Origin of the sequence: Mucilaginibacter sp. SG538B (assembly GCF_013376065.1) — a bacterium.
Lineage (GTDB): Bacteria > Bacteroidota > Bacteroidia > Sphingobacteriales > Sphingobacteriaceae > Mucilaginibacter > Mucilaginibacter rubeus.
Map to the genome: position 1 here is coordinate 419,080 of NZ_JABMJI010000003.1, position 15,508 is coordinate 434,587.

General features: G+C 36.1%; 14 protein-coding genes. All 14 read left to right on the plus strand.

The features are described from left to right. Positions 1-2 precede the first annotated feature (2 nt). The 14 genes from FHW88_RS17785 (at position 3) to FHW88_RS17850 (ending at position 15,455) form a co-directional block, all read left to right on the plus strand. Positions 3-413 carry a sugar 3,4-ketoisomerase gene (locus FHW88_RS17785; protein WP_176627320.1) on the plus strand — a complete coding sequence of 137 codons (411 nt, stop codon included), beginning with the start codon at positions 3-5 and terminating at the stop codon, positions 411-413. Beyond that, the gene (locus tag FHW88_RS17790) at positions 410-826 is read left to right on the plus strand and encodes a sugar 3,4-ketoisomerase (RefSeq protein WP_176627321.1); all 417 of its coding nucleotides are present in this window, start codon (positions 410-412) and stop codon (positions 824-826) included. Before FHW88_RS17785 ends, FHW88_RS17790 begins: the two co-directional genes overlap by 4 nt. Beyond that, complete coding sequence (locus FHW88_RS17795; protein ID WP_176627322.1) at positions 816-1,367, plus strand: acyltransferase; 552 nt, start codon at positions 816-818, stop codon at positions 1,365-1,367. The genes FHW88_RS17790 and FHW88_RS17795 overlap by 11 nt, the downstream gene beginning before the upstream one ends. Continuing rightward, complete coding sequence (locus tag FHW88_RS17800; RefSeq protein WP_176627323.1) at positions 1,364-2,461, plus strand: DegT/DnrJ/EryC1/StrS family aminotransferase; 1,098 nt, start codon at positions 1,364-1,366, stop codon at positions 2,459-2,461. The genes FHW88_RS17795 and FHW88_RS17800 overlap by 4 nt, the downstream gene beginning before the upstream one ends. 32 nt (positions 2,462-2,493) lie before the next feature. Further along, on the plus strand, positions 2,494-3,741 hold the full coding sequence (locus FHW88_RS17805) for an O-antigen translocase (RefSeq protein WP_176627324.1): 1,248 nt from the start codon (positions 2,494-2,496) through the stop codon (positions 3,739-3,741). Next, positions 3,738-4,589: a glycosyltransferase family 2 protein gene (locus FHW88_RS17810; protein WP_176627325.1), complete on the plus strand. Its 852-nt coding sequence runs from the start codon at positions 3,738-3,740 to the stop codon at positions 4,587-4,589. The genes FHW88_RS17805 and FHW88_RS17810 overlap by 4 nt, the downstream gene beginning before the upstream one ends. A 237-nt stretch (positions 4,590-4,826) precedes the next feature. After that, positions 4,827-6,245: a hypothetical protein gene (locus FHW88_RS17815; RefSeq protein WP_176627326.1), complete on the plus strand. Its 1,419-nt coding sequence runs from the start codon at positions 4,827-4,829 to the stop codon at positions 6,243-6,245. Positions 6,246-6,277: 32 nt separating this feature from the next. Next, positions 6,278-7,168 carry a glycosyltransferase family 2 protein gene (locus tag FHW88_RS17820; RefSeq protein ID WP_176627327.1) on the plus strand — a complete coding sequence of 297 codons (891 nt, stop codon included), beginning with the start codon at positions 6,278-6,280 and terminating at the stop codon, positions 7,166-7,168. A gap of 55 nt (positions 7,169-7,223) precedes the next feature. After that, positions 7,224-8,339: a glycosyltransferase family 4 protein gene (locus FHW88_RS17825; RefSeq protein WP_176627328.1), complete on the plus strand. Its 1,116-nt coding sequence runs from the start codon at positions 7,224-7,226 to the stop codon at positions 8,337-8,339. Next, on the plus strand, positions 8,329-8,901 hold the full coding sequence (locus FHW88_RS17830) for an acyltransferase (protein WP_090527359.1): 573 nt from the start codon (positions 8,329-8,331) through the stop codon (positions 8,899-8,901). The genes FHW88_RS17825 and FHW88_RS17830 overlap by 11 nt, the downstream gene beginning before the upstream one ends. 14 nt (positions 8,902-8,915) lie before the next feature. Next, positions 8,916-10,055 (plus strand): NAD-dependent epimerase/dehydratase family protein, encoded by a 1,140-nt coding sequence (locus tag FHW88_RS17835; protein ID WP_176627330.1) that lies wholly within the window; start codon positions 8,916-8,918, stop codon positions 10,053-10,055. Positions 10,056-10,060: 5 nt separating this feature from the next. Then, positions 10,061-11,050: a hypothetical protein gene (locus FHW88_RS17840; RefSeq protein WP_090527353.1), complete on the plus strand. Its 990-nt coding sequence runs from the start codon at positions 10,061-10,063 to the stop codon at positions 11,048-11,050. A 272-nt stretch (positions 11,051-11,322) separates the two neighbouring features. Beyond that, on the plus strand, positions 11,323-12,666 hold the full coding sequence (locus FHW88_RS17845; protein WP_176627332.1) for a sugar transferase: 1,344 nt from the start codon (positions 11,323-11,325) through the stop codon (positions 12,664-12,666). 134 nt (positions 12,667-12,800) lie between these two features. Beyond that, positions 12,801-15,455 (plus strand): glycoside hydrolase family 78 protein, encoded by a 2,655-nt coding sequence (locus tag FHW88_RS17850; RefSeq protein WP_176627334.1) that lies wholly within the window; start codon positions 12,801-12,803, stop codon positions 15,453-15,455. Positions 15,456-15,508: the final 53 nt, after the last annotated feature.

Genomic DNA, 15,508 nt, shown 5'->3' on the forward strand with positions numbered 1-15,508 from the left:
CGATGGTTGATAATTTTAACACTCCACAAATAATAAAGCTTCCTCAGATATTAGATGAGAGAGGTAACCTTTCGTTTTTGGAGGAATACAACCATATCCCGTTTAAAATCGAACGGGTTTATTGGATATACGACGTGCCGGGTGGTGAAGAACGCGGCGGGCATGCCTATAAAGAAAACAGAGAATTTATTATCGCCTTATCCGGAAGCTTTGATGTGATATTAGATAATGGAAAAGAAATAAAAAGCTACTCATTAAACAGGTCATACTATGGTTTATATGTACCTGAAGGAATTTGGAGGCATATGGAAAATTTTTCGACTAATTCATTGGCTTTTATTGCAGCGTCCACGACTTATCAGGAAGATGACTATATAAGAGATTACGAGGTATTTAAGCAAAATAAATCATGAGAGCTTCGGTATACAATTGCAATGTAATTGAATTGAAAAAAATTCATAATAGAGCAGGAAATATTACATCTATTCATGGCTTATCAGAAATACCGTTTGATATTCAAAGGGTTTATTACTTATATGATGTTCCTGGCGGCGAAATACGCGGCGGGCATGCTCATTACGGATTACAACAACTAATTGTAGCAGCCAGCGGTAGCTTTGACGTGGTGATTGATGATGGCCATATGAAAAAAACAATTACGCTTAACAGGCCTAATTTTGGATTATATATTACGCCCGGCATCTGGCGCGACCTCGTCAATTTTTCGTCTGGAGCGGTGCTGTTGGTTTTAGCATCCAATAAATATGATGAAAACGATTATATAAGGGATTATCAGGAATATTTAAATCAAAGAAATGGCCTTTAATATTCACCACTTGGCTGATGTTCAGTCTAATAATATAGGAAACGACACTTCAATATGGCAATTTTGCGTAATACTGAAAAATGCCGTAATTGGTTCAAATGTTAATATTAATTGCAATTGTTTTTTAGAAAATGATGTAATAATAGGTAATCATGTTACGATTAAATCTGGCGTGCAAATATGGGATGGAGTAACAATAGAGGATCATGTATTTATTGGGCCCAATGCTACGTTTACTAATGACCTTATACCCCGTTCAAAAGTCTATCCTGAAGAATTTAAAAAAACTCTTGTAAAAAAAGGCGCTTCTATCGGTGCTAATGCTACAATTGTTGCGGGCATCGAGATAGGAGAATTTTCATTTATCGGAGCAGGCAGCGTTGTTACTAAATCCGTCCCTCCTTATACAGTTTGGTACGGTAATCCAGCTGTACATAAAGGCTATATTACCCCAAATGCAAAAATTTTAGATATGAATTTATTGGATAAAGAAAGCAATGTTCAATATGTTTTAGAAGGATATAAACCAGTTATAAAATGATTAAATTTTTAGATCTGCTGGCAATTAATCAACAGCATAAAGAGGAATTAAAGAAAGCGTTTGACCGTGTTTTGGATTCGGGCTGGTATATAATGGGCGATGAATTAAAAACATTCGAGACCGAGTTTGCAGCTTATTGCGGAACTAAACACGCAATAGGCGTTGCCAACGGCCTGGATGCATTAATTTTAATTATCAGGGCATATAAAGAGATGGGAGTACTTCAGGACGGTGATGAAATTATTGTACCTGCCAATACCTATATAGCCAGTATTTTGGCCATATCTGCTAATAACTTAGTTCCTGTTTTGGTTGAGCCCGATATCAATACCTATAATATTGATCCTGCATTAATTGAATTTCATATAACAGCAAAAACGAAAGCTATTTTACCTGTTCACTTATACGGCCAACTGTGCGATATGAACGCAATAAATGCTATTGCGCAAAAACATCAGTTAAAAGTAATTGAAGATAGCGCACAAGCTCATGGCGCAACAAGTAATGGTAAACGGGCCGGTAATTTTGGCGATGCCACTGGCTTTAGTTTCTATCCGGGTAAGAATTTGGGTGCCTTAGGCGACGCAGGTGCTATCACCACTAATGACGATACTTTAAATGGATCTATACGGGCTTTATTAAATTATGGCTCACATAAAAAATATGAAAACCTGTATAAAGGGGTAAACAGCCGTTTGGATGAATTACAGGCTGCTTTATTAAGCGTTAAATTAAAAACGCTTGACCAGGAAACAGCAACAAAAAGAGCAATTGCCAATCGTTACCTGAAAGAGATAAACAATGCTAAAATAATTTTACCAAAAGTAGCTGAACAAAGTGCCCATGTTTGGCATTTATTTGTGATAAGAACAGATGCGCGGGAGCATTTACAGCAATACCTTACCAATAACGGTATTCAAACGGTTATCCATTACCCTATACCACCCCACCAGCAAGAGGCTTACAAAGAATGGAATAATTTAAGTTATCCTATAAGTGAAACTATTCATCGTGAAGTTTTAAGTTTGCCTTTGAGTCCTGTACTAAAACCCGAAGAGGTAGATTACGTTATAAAAACCATAAATAAATATTAAAGAAGGTTAAAAATATCATTTAATCAGGGCACTTGAAACTTATAAAAACCTCTTTTTTCTCGGCTATAATTACTTTTATCCGCATTGCTTCAAGCTTTGTAGCGAGTAAAGTAGTGGCATTATTTACGGGCCCCGCTGGTATAGCGCTAATTGGGCAGTTTTCTAACTTTATAACTATTGCATTAACATTTGCTAATGGCGCAATTAATACAGGTGTAATAAAATATACGGCGGAATTTGAAGGCGATGAGCCGCAATTAAAAAACCTTTTTAGTACTTCACTTAAAATAAGCATTTTCAGTTCAGGTATCTTTGGTTTAATATTACTCTGTATTGCAACCTATATTTCTCAATGGCTATTTCATTCGCCTCTTTATATCAATCCTTTAAGAGTTTTAGGTGTAACCATTATTTTATATGCCCTTAATTCACTTTTAATTTCCATTTTAAATGGAAAGAAAGAAATAAAAAGGTACACTTTAGTTAATACCACAGGCAGTATTGTTGGTTTAGTTTTTACAGTTGTATTAGTTTACTTTTATAAAATATCAGGCGCACTTTACGCTTTGGTTTTGGCACAATCAATCGTGTTTTTTGTTACTTTAATAATGGTTATAAAAAGCAGCTGGTTTTCAAAATCATATTTTAACCAGGCATTTGATAAGGAAACAGCCCGAAAATTATTAAAATTCAGTTTAATGGCCATAGTTTCGGCCTTAACTGTACCCGTTTCTCAAATCATCCTGCGTAATATGGTAATTAGTAAATTGGGGATCAATGACGCCGGTTATTGGCAAGGTATGATGCGCATTTCTGACGGATACCTGTTATTGGTTACTACCTCTTTAAGCACTTACTACTTGCCTAAATTGTCATCACTGCAAAATGATGATGATCTGCGTAAAGAAATATATCAGGGATATAAGATCATTCTGCCTGTTGTTTTTGTGAGTTGTTTGCTCATTTATTTATTACGGTTTTTTATAATTCATATCCTATATACTAAGGAGTTTGAAACCATGAGCGAACTCTTTGCTTTTCAACTGATAGGCGATTTTTTTAAAATGGCAGCCTGGGTATTAGCCTACTTAATGTTAGCCAAGGCCATGACCAGGGCATTCATAATAACAGAAGTCGTATTCAGCATAAGTTATGTTTTGTTAGGATATGTTTGCATACATTTGTTTAACCTAAACGGTATCACTATAGCATTTGCAATTAATTATTTTATTTATTTAATAATTATGATTGCACTTTTCAGAAAATTATTGTTCAAATGAAGTATCCTTTAGTATCCATCATCGTTCCTTGCTATAATCACGAAAAATATGTGTCTGGGGCTTTAAATAGTATTGTGGATGACACTTATCCCAATAAAGAAATTGTTGTTATTAATGATGGCTCCACTGATAATTCAAATAGTGTGATAAACCAGTGGATAAGTGGACATGAAGCTATCGTATCGATAAAGTATATAAACCGCGAAAATAAGGGACTTTGTGCTACGCTTAATGAATTATTACGATTATCAAAAGGTAAATATATATTGCCTCTTGCAAGCGATGACGCATTATATGGCGATACAATAGCGGAAAGAGTACTCATTTTAGAAGAGAATGAAAAAAACGGGAAGCTGGTATTGATCAGCGATGCTTTGGTGATTGATGAAAATAATGTCATTACAAAACAGAGTTCAATGGCCATTAATAATGGCAACAAGCTAAAATTTCAAACTGATAATGGCATTTTGGAAGAGATGATATACCAGCCTTCAACAGTTGGGCCAATTTCATTAATTAATAAATTGATCTACGATAAAATTGGTTACTATCCTGAAGATTTGCCAGCAGAAGACTGGTTTTTTTACCAAAGGGCCGCCTCTATAAAGGCCATTTTATTTTTTGATAAAGTGGTGTCATTGTATAGGGTGCATTCTGGTAATACATCTGTCGGAAATATATCAGTCGATCAAAAGCTCCGGCTTATTCGCGCAATTAAAACGTCTATATATAGAAATATAAGTTGGTATCCTACATTATATTTTAAATTTCTTGGGATAAAAAAACTTACAAGGGTAATGTTAACTATTTTAAAGCTCAGGGTAAAAAAGAGCATTAGTGACGTTTAAACTTATTGGGCCGTTTCTATACAAATCTATAATAATGCAGTTATACTGCCGGGTACCGTTTTGGGCAAGTACACCATAGTGGGCTAATCCTGTGGTTAGTGGGGTATTCCCTGATTATTGTGTTATAGCAGGAGGCCGGCAAGAATTATAAAACTGTATAATGTAAGAACGGGTAAGTGGAGAAAAACAGAAACAAATAAGGTTTATAATTATAAAATAAGAATTGATAATTTAAGTATGGATTCTACTTCCATAATAGCAGATATATTGATATCTATTGAATGTATTGCTTTAACAATTTTATTGTTTTGGCTGTACAATTCTGCAAAAATAAATGCAATTGAATTTATATTATTTGGTGCTGCATGCTCTACGTTTTATATACCTTTTATAAGCATTACAGCTACGCCATTGTTTTTTATTTCCACCTATTTTTTTATCTCTGAAGGAGTAGCCATTTTCAGAAATAATTTAAGATTGAAACTTTCACTATTGATAATCCTGTTTTTGCCCGTATTATCTTCTATAACAATATCTGTTCTTTTATCATTAGGTTATGATGTTTTTGATGGAAACAACCCTTCAATAGGTCGTGTTTTATACGATGGTGTCTTTTTTTATGTTAAATATTTTTTACCAATAATTTTTTTAGGAACGAAAATTTACCGCGAAAGCAGAACACATGACATCAATTATTTTTTTTCAATTATTAGAAAAGTAGCTATTTACTCTTGTTACATTGGCTTGTTTCAACTCGTATTATCATCTATAATTAAGGACGAAACTATATTGAGAGTAATTGGAATGCGATCTAATTACCTGGCTTATGTAGCTGGCGGGCAAGATGCAGCAAATGCGCGCGTTTCGGCTTTTTTTATTGAGCCAAAGTTTTTAGCTGCCTTCCTAGTGGTATCTATACCGTTATTTTTAAAAGAAAAAAAAATCTCATCCTTAATCCTCGTTTTAATAGTTGGTTTATTAACCGCGTCTCAAACCTTTATGGTTGGTGTATTGCTTACTGGTATTATATTTTTCATCATCAAAAAAATCAAAAATATCAGGGCTAACGTCGCGTTGGGATTAATAATGATCGTTATCTTGTTTTATTCTATTTCGTTACTTAAAGTAGCGATTTTGGATTTTTATAACGCGCATAGTGGCAATTATGTGGTTAACCTGGTACTATCAAGAGCTGTTGACAGGTACAACGCGGATGCCGAAGATGGCGAAGCCAACATGAACTTTTTAGGAATACCCCTGCAAAAAGATTCTGATTTGCCAATAGCGCTTTTTTTCGCTACTAAACCATTACTCTATTTATCTGGATATGGATTGAAAAATGGGGGCTTTGTGCCAGCCAAGTATTATATATTCGATGAGGAGAGAGTGAAGGATGGCTCACTAACGTATAATTTGGATATACGCTGGTTTTATTTTACATGTGAATTTGGTTTGATTATTTTTTTAATATGGTTACACTATTTCACAAAAAAGTTTGACCCAGCCATAATCACGCCTTTTGAAAACAAGTATTACGCATTTTTGATCGTGTTTTTATTCTTTAGCGGCATTGAGCTATATATTATTCTTTTATACGCATTTTATATGGGCCTCAGTTATTACAATAAACCCGAAAGGATTGTAAGTCTTCATTAATTAAACACAATTAAAATTTATAGAATTTAGATATGATAAAAATAGGTTTAGTTACTGTTTTATATAAAAGTGATGATGTGCTTGAAGACTTTTTCAAGAGCTTATCCTTACAGTCATTTAAAAACTACCACTTATACCTTATCGATAACTCACCTTCGGCCGAAACAGATAATTTAATTGAAATTTTATCAACTAAATATCCATTAACGAGTTATACTCATGTTAAAAACACTTCAAATGATGGTGTAGCAAAAGGTAATAACCAGGGAATAAAGCTTGCTCTTAATGATAATTCTGATTTTGTGCTTTTGCTAAATAACGATATCGATTTTAATCAGACATTTTTGTTAGATGAAATGATAAACTACGCTATCAGTAATAACGAGAACCTTTTGATTCCTAAAATATATTACCATGGTACAAGAAAAATATGGCTTGCCGGTGGTAAAATTCATAAATACAAAGGTTACGCAAGCCATGTAGGTTATAATAAAGACGACAGCGAAGTGTATAATTCAATTAAATATTTTGATTACGCCCCTACTTGTTTTATGTTAATCAGCAGAAAAGTTTTTGAGGCAGTTGGCCTTATGGACGAGAACTATTTTGTTTATTATGATGATACCGATTACCTTGCGAGAGCAGTTGAAAAAGGTTTCAAAGTATGTTATTTGCCAAAGCTTGAGGTTTTTCATAAAGTTTCCTTCAGCACTGGCGGGGGCGAATCATTATTTTCTATTTACTACCTGAACAGAAACAGAGTTTACTTTGTAAGGAAGAATTATCCTTTTTTAGTACGGCAAATTGCACTTAGCCATACAATATTAACCAGGCTCATCAAGTATTTAATTTACAAAAAGGATGAGAAAAAAACATTACTAAAGGCTATTAAAGACGGTTTTTCAATTAAGATCACCCAATAGTTTAATCATATTGCTCAGTAATTAATCAAACGCATCGAATTTATTAGGCCGCATAATGGGTTTTCAGATTTTTTTAGATAACATAGTTTTCAATATTCAAAAGTTCGGGGGGGCTTCAACCTATTGGAATGAACTTCAAAAACGGTTTGTTAAACTGCAGGGTATTAATATCATTGTTCAAAGTGAACAGCAAAAATTGCATCAGCAAGTCCAAACAACGGGCACGGATGTTAAATTTATTATAGAAGATTTATTGCCACCATCAATCAGCCGATATTTACCTTTAACAAAGCGATTGCCAGCTAAATCCCTTTATCATGGAAGCTATTATCGCACTTGTTTGCAAAAAAATGTGGTAAATATCTTTACTATTCATGATTTTACTCATAAAAAGGGGTTAGCATCCAGGTTTCCCAGAAAGTTGGTTCATATTTGGTTAACTGCCCTTGGGATAAGGAATGCCGACGGAATTATCTGTATATCAGAAAATACAAAGAGGGATTTGATGTTGTATTTCCCTCAAATTCCTCAGCATAAAATAAAAGTTATATATCATGGCGTTAATGAAGATTTTTCTCCCATCCCTAAATTAACTGGTGAGGTATTTAAGGATAGCGTTAACCTTGATGACAGGTTTATACTTTTTGTAGGTAAAAGGGATGGGTATAAAAAATTTGATATAGTTGCCGAAACCCTTAAGCTGCAGGATGATCTTAAACTTGTAATTGTGGGCGGGGGAAAGCTAACTGAACAGGAACGTGAGTATTTAAACACAAATGTTAGCGGCCGGTTCATAAAATTAGATGGGTTAAACAACAACGAATTAAATATTTTATACAACCACGCTTTTGCATTAATATACCCATCCATATATGAAGGATTTGGATTTCCCGTAGTTGAGGCCATGCGCGCTGGATGCCCAGTAATTTCAAATAACCTTTCATCTATTCCTGAAGTTGGGGGAGATGCTGTTATGATGATTTCAGAAATTTCTTCTTCCGCAATTATTGAAAAGATCTGTTTGCTAAACCAAAGTGAAGTCCGCGAAGCCATGATCAGCAAAGGCTTTATTCAAAGCAAAAACTTTAGCTGGGAAAAATGTTTCAACGAAACGCATCAGTTTTACATTGATATCTATAATCAGAAATTTCAAAGGCGCAATGATCTATAAAATTAAATGGCTTTTAACAACACTTTTAGTTAGGCTGCAAGTAAAGAAAGTTGGATTGTTATCATATGTGGGTAACCCGCTATTCATATTTGGGGGAAAAAGAATAATTATTGGTAATAAAGTAAGGATATTTCCAGGTGGACGGTTTGAAACGCACAATGGCGGCAGCATCCTCATTAAAGACGATGTTTCCGTAGGACAGAATTTCCATTTGATAAGTTCAAATGAACAATTAGAAATTGGAACACATACAACCATATCGGGCAACGTATTCATTACCAACATGGATCATAATTACCAGGAAATTGGCGCTCATATTTTAAACCAGGAATACAAGGTTAAAACTACAAGCATTGGAGAAAACTGTTTTATTGGCTATGGCGCGGTGATTCAGGCGGGCACTGTATTAGGCAAACAATGTATTGTAGGGTCCAATTCTGTGGTAAGAGGGGTTTTTCCGGCGTACTGTGTGATTATTGGTGCTCCTGCACGTATTGTTAAAAGATATAACGAAATAAGCCGTCAATGGCAAAAAACAAATTCAAACGGCGATTTTATATAAGTACTACAAAAGAAATGAAAAAACAAATATTAATAACGGGAGGTGCCGGGTTTATCGGTTCAAATTTAGCATTAAGATTAATTGAAAAGGGGCATAGCGTCACTATCCTCGATAACTTATCAAAACAGATACACGGAGACAACCCACATGTTACTTCTCCATTGTTTCAATCAATACAAAACAAGGTAAATTTCATACAAGGTAGCGTAACCTCGCGGGCAGACCTTTTACGGGCAATTGAAGGGCAGGAAGTAATAGTACATCTTGCAGCCGAAACAGGCACAGGGCAATCAATGTACCAGATAGAGCAATATGTAAATATTAACATTGGTGGTACCGCAATATTACTTGACATATTGACCAACAGTACACATAATGTGCGTAAAGTTGTAATAGCATCGTCAAGATCAATTTATGGCGAAGGCAAATATAAAAGTGACGAATTGGGAGATGTTTACCCATCCCATCGTAGTGAAGCGGATATGACCGCCGGCGATTTTGAGGTCAAATTCCCTGGAGCCACATCCCCATTAAAATTAGTTGCAACCGACGAAGACTCAAAAATCCATCCCTCGTCGGTTTACGGCATAACCAAGCAAAATCAGGAGCAAATGGTGATGACAGTATGCCCAACCATCGGAATAGCACCAGTAGCGCTCCGGTATCAAAATGTATATGGCCCGGGGCAATCACTTTCCAATCCGTACACAGGTATCCTGTCAATTTTTTCTACACTGATAAAAAACGAAAAAGAGATCAATATTTTTGAAGACGGTAAAGAGTCACGTGATTTTGTGTTCATTGACGATGTTGTTGATGCAACTATATTAGGAATTGAACAGGAGGCTGCAGATAATAACGTATTTAACGTGGGCACAGGGGTTGCAACAGATGTGCTTACCGTTGTGAACGAGCTATTTACTAATTACCAAAAAGAAGTCCCATTCAAAATTTCAGGAAATTATCGTCTCGGGGATATCAGGCACAACTTTGCCGATATCAGTAAAATATCGTCAAAACTTGGTTTTAAACCTAAAGTTAGTTTTACGGCCGGAATCGCAAAATTTGCTCAATGGGTCAATTTACAAAGTATAAAAGAAGATAAGTATGCCGAATCAATAACCGAAATGAAAGAGAAGGGATTATTTAAGTAACAGTAATGAAAGAAAAGTCCGTTTTATTTATCTCCCCAGCTTTTTTTGGCTACGAAGTTTCTATTTGTAACGCTATAGAAAAAAATGGCTATAATGTTGATTTTTTTGATGAACGAACCTCAAATAATTCATTCCTAAAAGCAATTTTCAGGGTTAAGAAAAGTTTGCTTAGCTCTGCAATTAATAAATATTACAATAAAATTTTAAACAATATAAGGCAAAAGCAATACACCCATTTTCTACTGATAAAGGGTGAGGTAGTACCAATTTGGTTTATTAAAGCATTTAAACAACTAAACCCCGGGGCAAAACTTATTTACTATACGTACGATTCATTTAACAACAACAACCAAAATTCGCTTTTTATACTTGAACATTTTGACCGTTGCTACAGCTTTGATTTTGAGGATGTGAAATTAAACCCAATATTCAAATTAAAGCATCTTTTTTTTACCGACGAGTTTTTAAATCGCTCAACTAATCCCTATAAAAAATATACCATATCCTTTATAGGGACATTGCATTCGGCCCGGTATAAAATAGTAAAAAGTTTTTTTAGCAAAATTGATAACACCTTTGTGTTTTTTTATTCACCTGCTAAATGGTTCTTTTTCCTGGAAAAAATATTGAAAAAAGACCATAAAAACATAAGCACATCCGAGGTTAGTTTTAAAAAGATTTCAAGGGAAACTGTAGCCGACATCTTCAAATCGTCAAAAAGCGTTTTAGACATACAACGTACCGGCCAAACAGGTTTAACCATGCGTACCTTTGAAGTACTGGCATCCGGGGCTATTTTGATAACTACCAATCCTTACATAAAACAAGCCGTGTTTTATAATCCATCATACATAATTGTTTGCGACGATTTAAACCAGGATGAAAAACGCTCTTTTAAAACAGAACTTCAGAAATTACCTCCGCCTAATACTCCCCTTTTCAATGAATTGGATGAGTACTATATAAATAATTGGGTGAAGGAGTTTTTTACTTAACTCATGTGCGTCCCTTTTTTTAATCACAACCTGATTTTCGCTACAAGAAACTCTTTCATTTAAATATTTCATTATCTTAATATAATCATCAGGTTAATTTTATATTAGTTTTATAAAATTATACCTGGTGAATTTTATTTTAAATAATTAATTTCTCACTGTAGCGTTCTTGATGAATACCCCGTAATTAAGTTTAACAAACATTGGTTTTATTTAAAAACGATTCGTTTTAGTAAAATTGTTATATTTGCACAACTTAACCCTGATCGCAAATGCGCTACTCTAAACTACTTCAGCCATTCACGTTTTTTTGTGATTTAATCTTATTAAATATTGCGCTGCAATGTGCTCACCTGTTTATATTTACGTTCTATTCGTCAGAAATACAGTCAACTGATTTTTTACTATTAGTTAACTTAACCTGGATTACCATTGCTTCGGTAACTAAAAACTATATCATAAAGAGGCCCCTGATATTAAGTGACAATTTAAGCAAATTCATGTCCTCTATGGTGTACCACCTGGTAATGGTTCTGGGGATTGTTTATTTCTTTAAGCTTTATGAGATAAGCAGAATGGTGATGTTTTGCACATATCTTTTGTTTTTTATCTTCATAGTTGTTCAGCGCTCTCTAATCTTTTTCACACTCGATTATATTCGTAAAAAAGGTTATAATATTAAACATGTTATCATAATTGGTAATGCTGATATCGTTAACCGGGTAAAAAAATCATTTTCAAGGCATCCGGAGTACGGGTATAATTTTATTACCACCATACCCGAAGAAATGATTGAAAGCCTGCCCCATGAAATACTATTTGACAAAATCCTTGAAGCCAGACCAGATGAAGCATTTATATGCTACAAATTTATGGATCAGCTTTTATTGAATAAACTGGTTGACCTGGGCGACCAGCATTCCATTAAAATTAAACTGGTTTCGGACCTTGTACTTGATAACAGCTATGCCAGTATCGTCAATTATGAAAATCTTCCTGTAATACAGCTCTCCTCTTCTATTGAGCTCAGCCTGAAGATTATTCTCTTCAAGCGCTGTTTTGACATTCTGTTTTCCCTTTTGGTAATGATCCCGGGGCTCCCTGTGTTTATTGCGTTAGCTATAATAACTAAATTAACTTCAAAAGGTCCGGTTTTTTATCGCCAGGAAAGAATTGGCAGAAATCATAAACCTTTCAGAATGTATAAGTTCAGGAGCATGTACGTAAATTCAGAGCAAGCCGTGCCGATGCTGTCAAAAGATAAAGATCCCCGAATTACGAAATGGGGTGTATTTTTACGCAAATCCAGGCTGGATGAATTACCCCAGTTTTGGAATGTTTTAAAGGGCGACATGTCTATCGTTGGTCCCAGACCAGAGCGACAGTATTTTATTGAACAACTCATAGAAGAATCGCCCAATTACAAAAAATTATTAAAACTTAAACCCGGCCTCACTTCTATAGGGCAGGTAAATTATGGATATGCCGAAAATGTTCAGGAGATGCGTCACCGGGTTCGTTATGATCTTATATATTTAAAAAACGTCAACTTTAATAACGACTTAAGTATAATTTTCCAAACTATAAAAGTGATGGTGCAACTTAAGGGAAAGTAAACATTATTCTAAAACCCGGCACAACGATCTTCTCGAAGATATAATAAGTATTCAAAAGACAGAGCAGGATGGTAATGAAACCATCCTGCTTTATTTTTATAAACCAATTTACCGGCTACCCTACACATTAAATTATGAGAGCACCATTTCTTATTGGATGTTTTATATTTTCATGGCTCACTACCTCGGCACAAGTGGCTTTAAAAAACCTCTTGACCGAAAACCTGAAAAACCCAATTTGTATTGATGCACACAATCCGCGCTTTAGCTGGCAACTTGCAGAAAAAGATAACAGACCCGTCGGCCAACAAGCTTATGAAATACAAGTAGACTCAGCCTCGTTCAGCGAAAATAATGCAACTCCTTTATGGTCGAGCGGAAAAATAACATCAAATCAATCAGTGTATATACCTTATCGCGGCAAAACACTGCTATCATGCCATAAATATTTTTGGCGGGTAAGGATTTGGGATACCAACGGATTACGTTCAGTTTGGAGTGATCAGGCATTTTGGAAAATGGGCCTGCTATCGGCTTCTGACTGGCATGCCCAATGGATTAGGCCTGCCTTAATTGATACAGTTAACGCTCCCGCTCCTTTGTTGAGGACTAATTTTTCATTAAACAAAAAAATACGGGAGGCCACAGCTTATATAACTTCGCATGGCTTTTATGAAGCACAACTAAACGGGCATAAAGTAGGCGACAGCTTCCTTACACCAGGATGGACAAGTTATAATAAAAGGTTACAATATCAGGCCTATGACGTTACAACTCTGTTAGCCCAGGGAGAAAATGCCATGGGTATTACACTTGGCAGCGGTTGGTATCGCAGCCCGCTGGGCCCATATACACCCAGGGCTAATTCTTATGGCGATAAAACAGCGGTTTTAATGGAGATGAGGATCATCTTTACCGATGGCTCAGAGAAAATCATATCGTCAGATCAAAGCTGGAGATCATCTACAGGAGCTTTACAATTTGCCGAGATCTACAACGGTAGCATTATTGATACGAGGTTAGAAAAATCAGGATGGGCAAAGCCCGCTTTTGATGACCATGACTGGCATCCTGTAATCATAATGCCATACGCTAAAAACACCCTTATTGCTACATATAACGAACCAGTTAAGCAACATGAAACATTTAAGCCAATAAAGGTCATAACTACGCCACGCGGTGCAAAGGTGATTGATTTTGGTCAAAATCTGGTGGGCTGGGTAAAAGTTACACTGAAAGGCCATCCGGGAGACTCAATTAAAATTGCTCACGCAGAAGTACTGGATAAAGCAGGCGAATTTTATACAGAGAATTTACGGGCGGCAAAGGCCGAAAACACTTATATATTAAAAGATACCGTAAAACGTACCTTTGAGCCGCAATTTAGCTGGCAGGGTTTCAGGTACATTAAGGTTAGCGGTATAAAAGGCACATTAAATCCAGATGACTTTACCGCTGTAGCTGTATATTCGGATATGAAAGCTACCGGAAGCTTTTTATGCTCCAACCCCTTACTTAATCAATTGCAACACAATATCCAATGGGGACAGAAAGGTAACTTTCTTGATGTACCAACAGATTGCCCGCAACGCGACGAACGCTTGGGTTGGACAGGAGACGCGCAGGTATTTTCACGTACCGCAGCATTTAATATGGATGTTCACAATTTCTTTACCAAATGGCTCAGGGATGTAGCTGCCGATCAGTATCCAGGCGGTAGTATCCCTTTTGTGGTTCCGGATGTGTTTACAAATGGCACAAATGAGGTGGGCGGCAGTTCAGGATGGGGAGACGTGGCAACCATCATCCCATGGAATATGTATTTTGCATATGGAGACAAAAAGATTTTAGAAAACCAGTTTCAAAGCATGAAAGCCTGGGTTAATTATATCCAAAAGCAAACCAGGAACAATTTATGGGTAACGGGTAATCATTTTGGCGACTGGTTGTTTTATAGTGTGAATAACGACAGGGATGGTACATCTGCGATAACCAATAAATATCTTATCGCACAATGCTTCTATGCATATTCAACCCAAATACTGATCAACAGCGCCAAAGTTTTAAACAAAACAACCGACGAGCAATATTATTCAAAGTTATTGCTCAAAATAAAACGGGCCTTTGTAAACGAATATGTTACCGCTAATGGCCTGATCTCATCAGATACCCAAACAGCATACGTATTAGCTTTGGAATTTGATATGCTGCCGGTAAACTTGAGGCAGCAGGCTGCAGCGCGCCTTGTTAAAAACATCGGGCTATACCGGGATCACCTGACAACGGGTTTTTTAGGCACTCCTTATCTTTGTGATGCCCTGACCAGGTTCGGTTACGCCGACGTGGCGTACAAGTTATTATTGCAGGATACTTATCCTTCCTGGCTATACCCAATTAAACAGGGGGCTACTACTATTTGGGAAAGATGGGATGGTATCAGGACCGACGGCAGTTTTGAAGAGTCATCTATGAATTCTTATAATCATTACGCTTACGGGGCTATCGGCGATTGGATGTATCGCTATATTACAGGTATTACGCCTGCAGCACCAGCCTATAAAAAAATAACAATCAAACCGGTAATTGGCGGTGGGCTATCATGGGCCGAAGGAAAATACGACTGCCCGTACGGAACCATCTATAGTAAATGGCAAATCACGGATAAGAAATTAGATATGATGGTAACTGTTCCGCAAAATACAACAGCTGATATTTTTGTTCCCGATTTTTCAGGAAATAATTACAAAAAATTCACTGTGGGCCCCGGCAATTATCATTACAGCAGATGACAGCAATCTATCTCTGAAAACCGGGCACTCCCGCTACATAAATGATGAAACCC

Coding starts and splice junctions, on each gene's coding strand:
- FHW88_RS17830 (WP_090527359.1), top strand. CDS start 8,329: ATGATCTATAAAATTAAATGGCTTTTAACAACACTTTTAGTTAGGCTG.
- FHW88_RS17815 (WP_176627326.1), top strand. CDS start 4,827: ATGGATTCTACTTCCATAATAGCAGATATATTGATATCTATTGAATGT.
- FHW88_RS17845 (WP_176627332.1), top strand. CDS start 11,323: ATGCGCTACTCTAAACTACTTCAGCCATTCACGTTTTTTTGTGATTTA.
- FHW88_RS17790 (WP_176627321.1), top strand. CDS start 410: ATGAGAGCTTCGGTATACAATTGCAATGTAATTGAATTGAAAAAAATT.
- FHW88_RS17810 (WP_176627325.1), top strand. CDS start 3,738: ATGAAGTATCCTTTAGTATCCATCATCGTTCCTTGCTATAATCACGAA.
- FHW88_RS17785 (WP_176627320.1), top strand. CDS start 3: ATGGTTGATAATTTTAACACTCCACAAATAATAAAGCTTCCTCAGATA.
- FHW88_RS17850 (WP_176627334.1), top strand. CDS start 12,801: ATGAGAGCACCATTTCTTATTGGATGTTTTATATTTTCATGGCTCACT.
- FHW88_RS17840 (WP_090527353.1), top strand. CDS start 10,061: ATGAAAGAAAAGTCCGTTTTATTTATCTCCCCAGCTTTTTTTGGCTAC.
- FHW88_RS17800 (WP_176627323.1), top strand. CDS start 1,364: ATGATTAAATTTTTAGATCTGCTGGCAATTAATCAACAGCATAAAGAG.
- FHW88_RS17795 (WP_176627322.1), top strand. CDS start 816: ATGGCCTTTAATATTCACCACTTGGCTGATGTTCAGTCTAATAATATA.
- FHW88_RS17820 (WP_176627327.1), top strand. CDS start 6,278: ATGATAAAAATAGGTTTAGTTACTGTTTTATATAAAAGTGATGATGTG.
- FHW88_RS17835 (WP_176627330.1), top strand. CDS start 8,916: ATGAAAAAACAAATATTAATAACGGGAGGTGCCGGGTTTATCGGTTCA.
- FHW88_RS17825 (WP_176627328.1), top strand. CDS start 7,224: ATGGGTTTTCAGATTTTTTTAGATAACATAGTTTTCAATATTCAAAAG.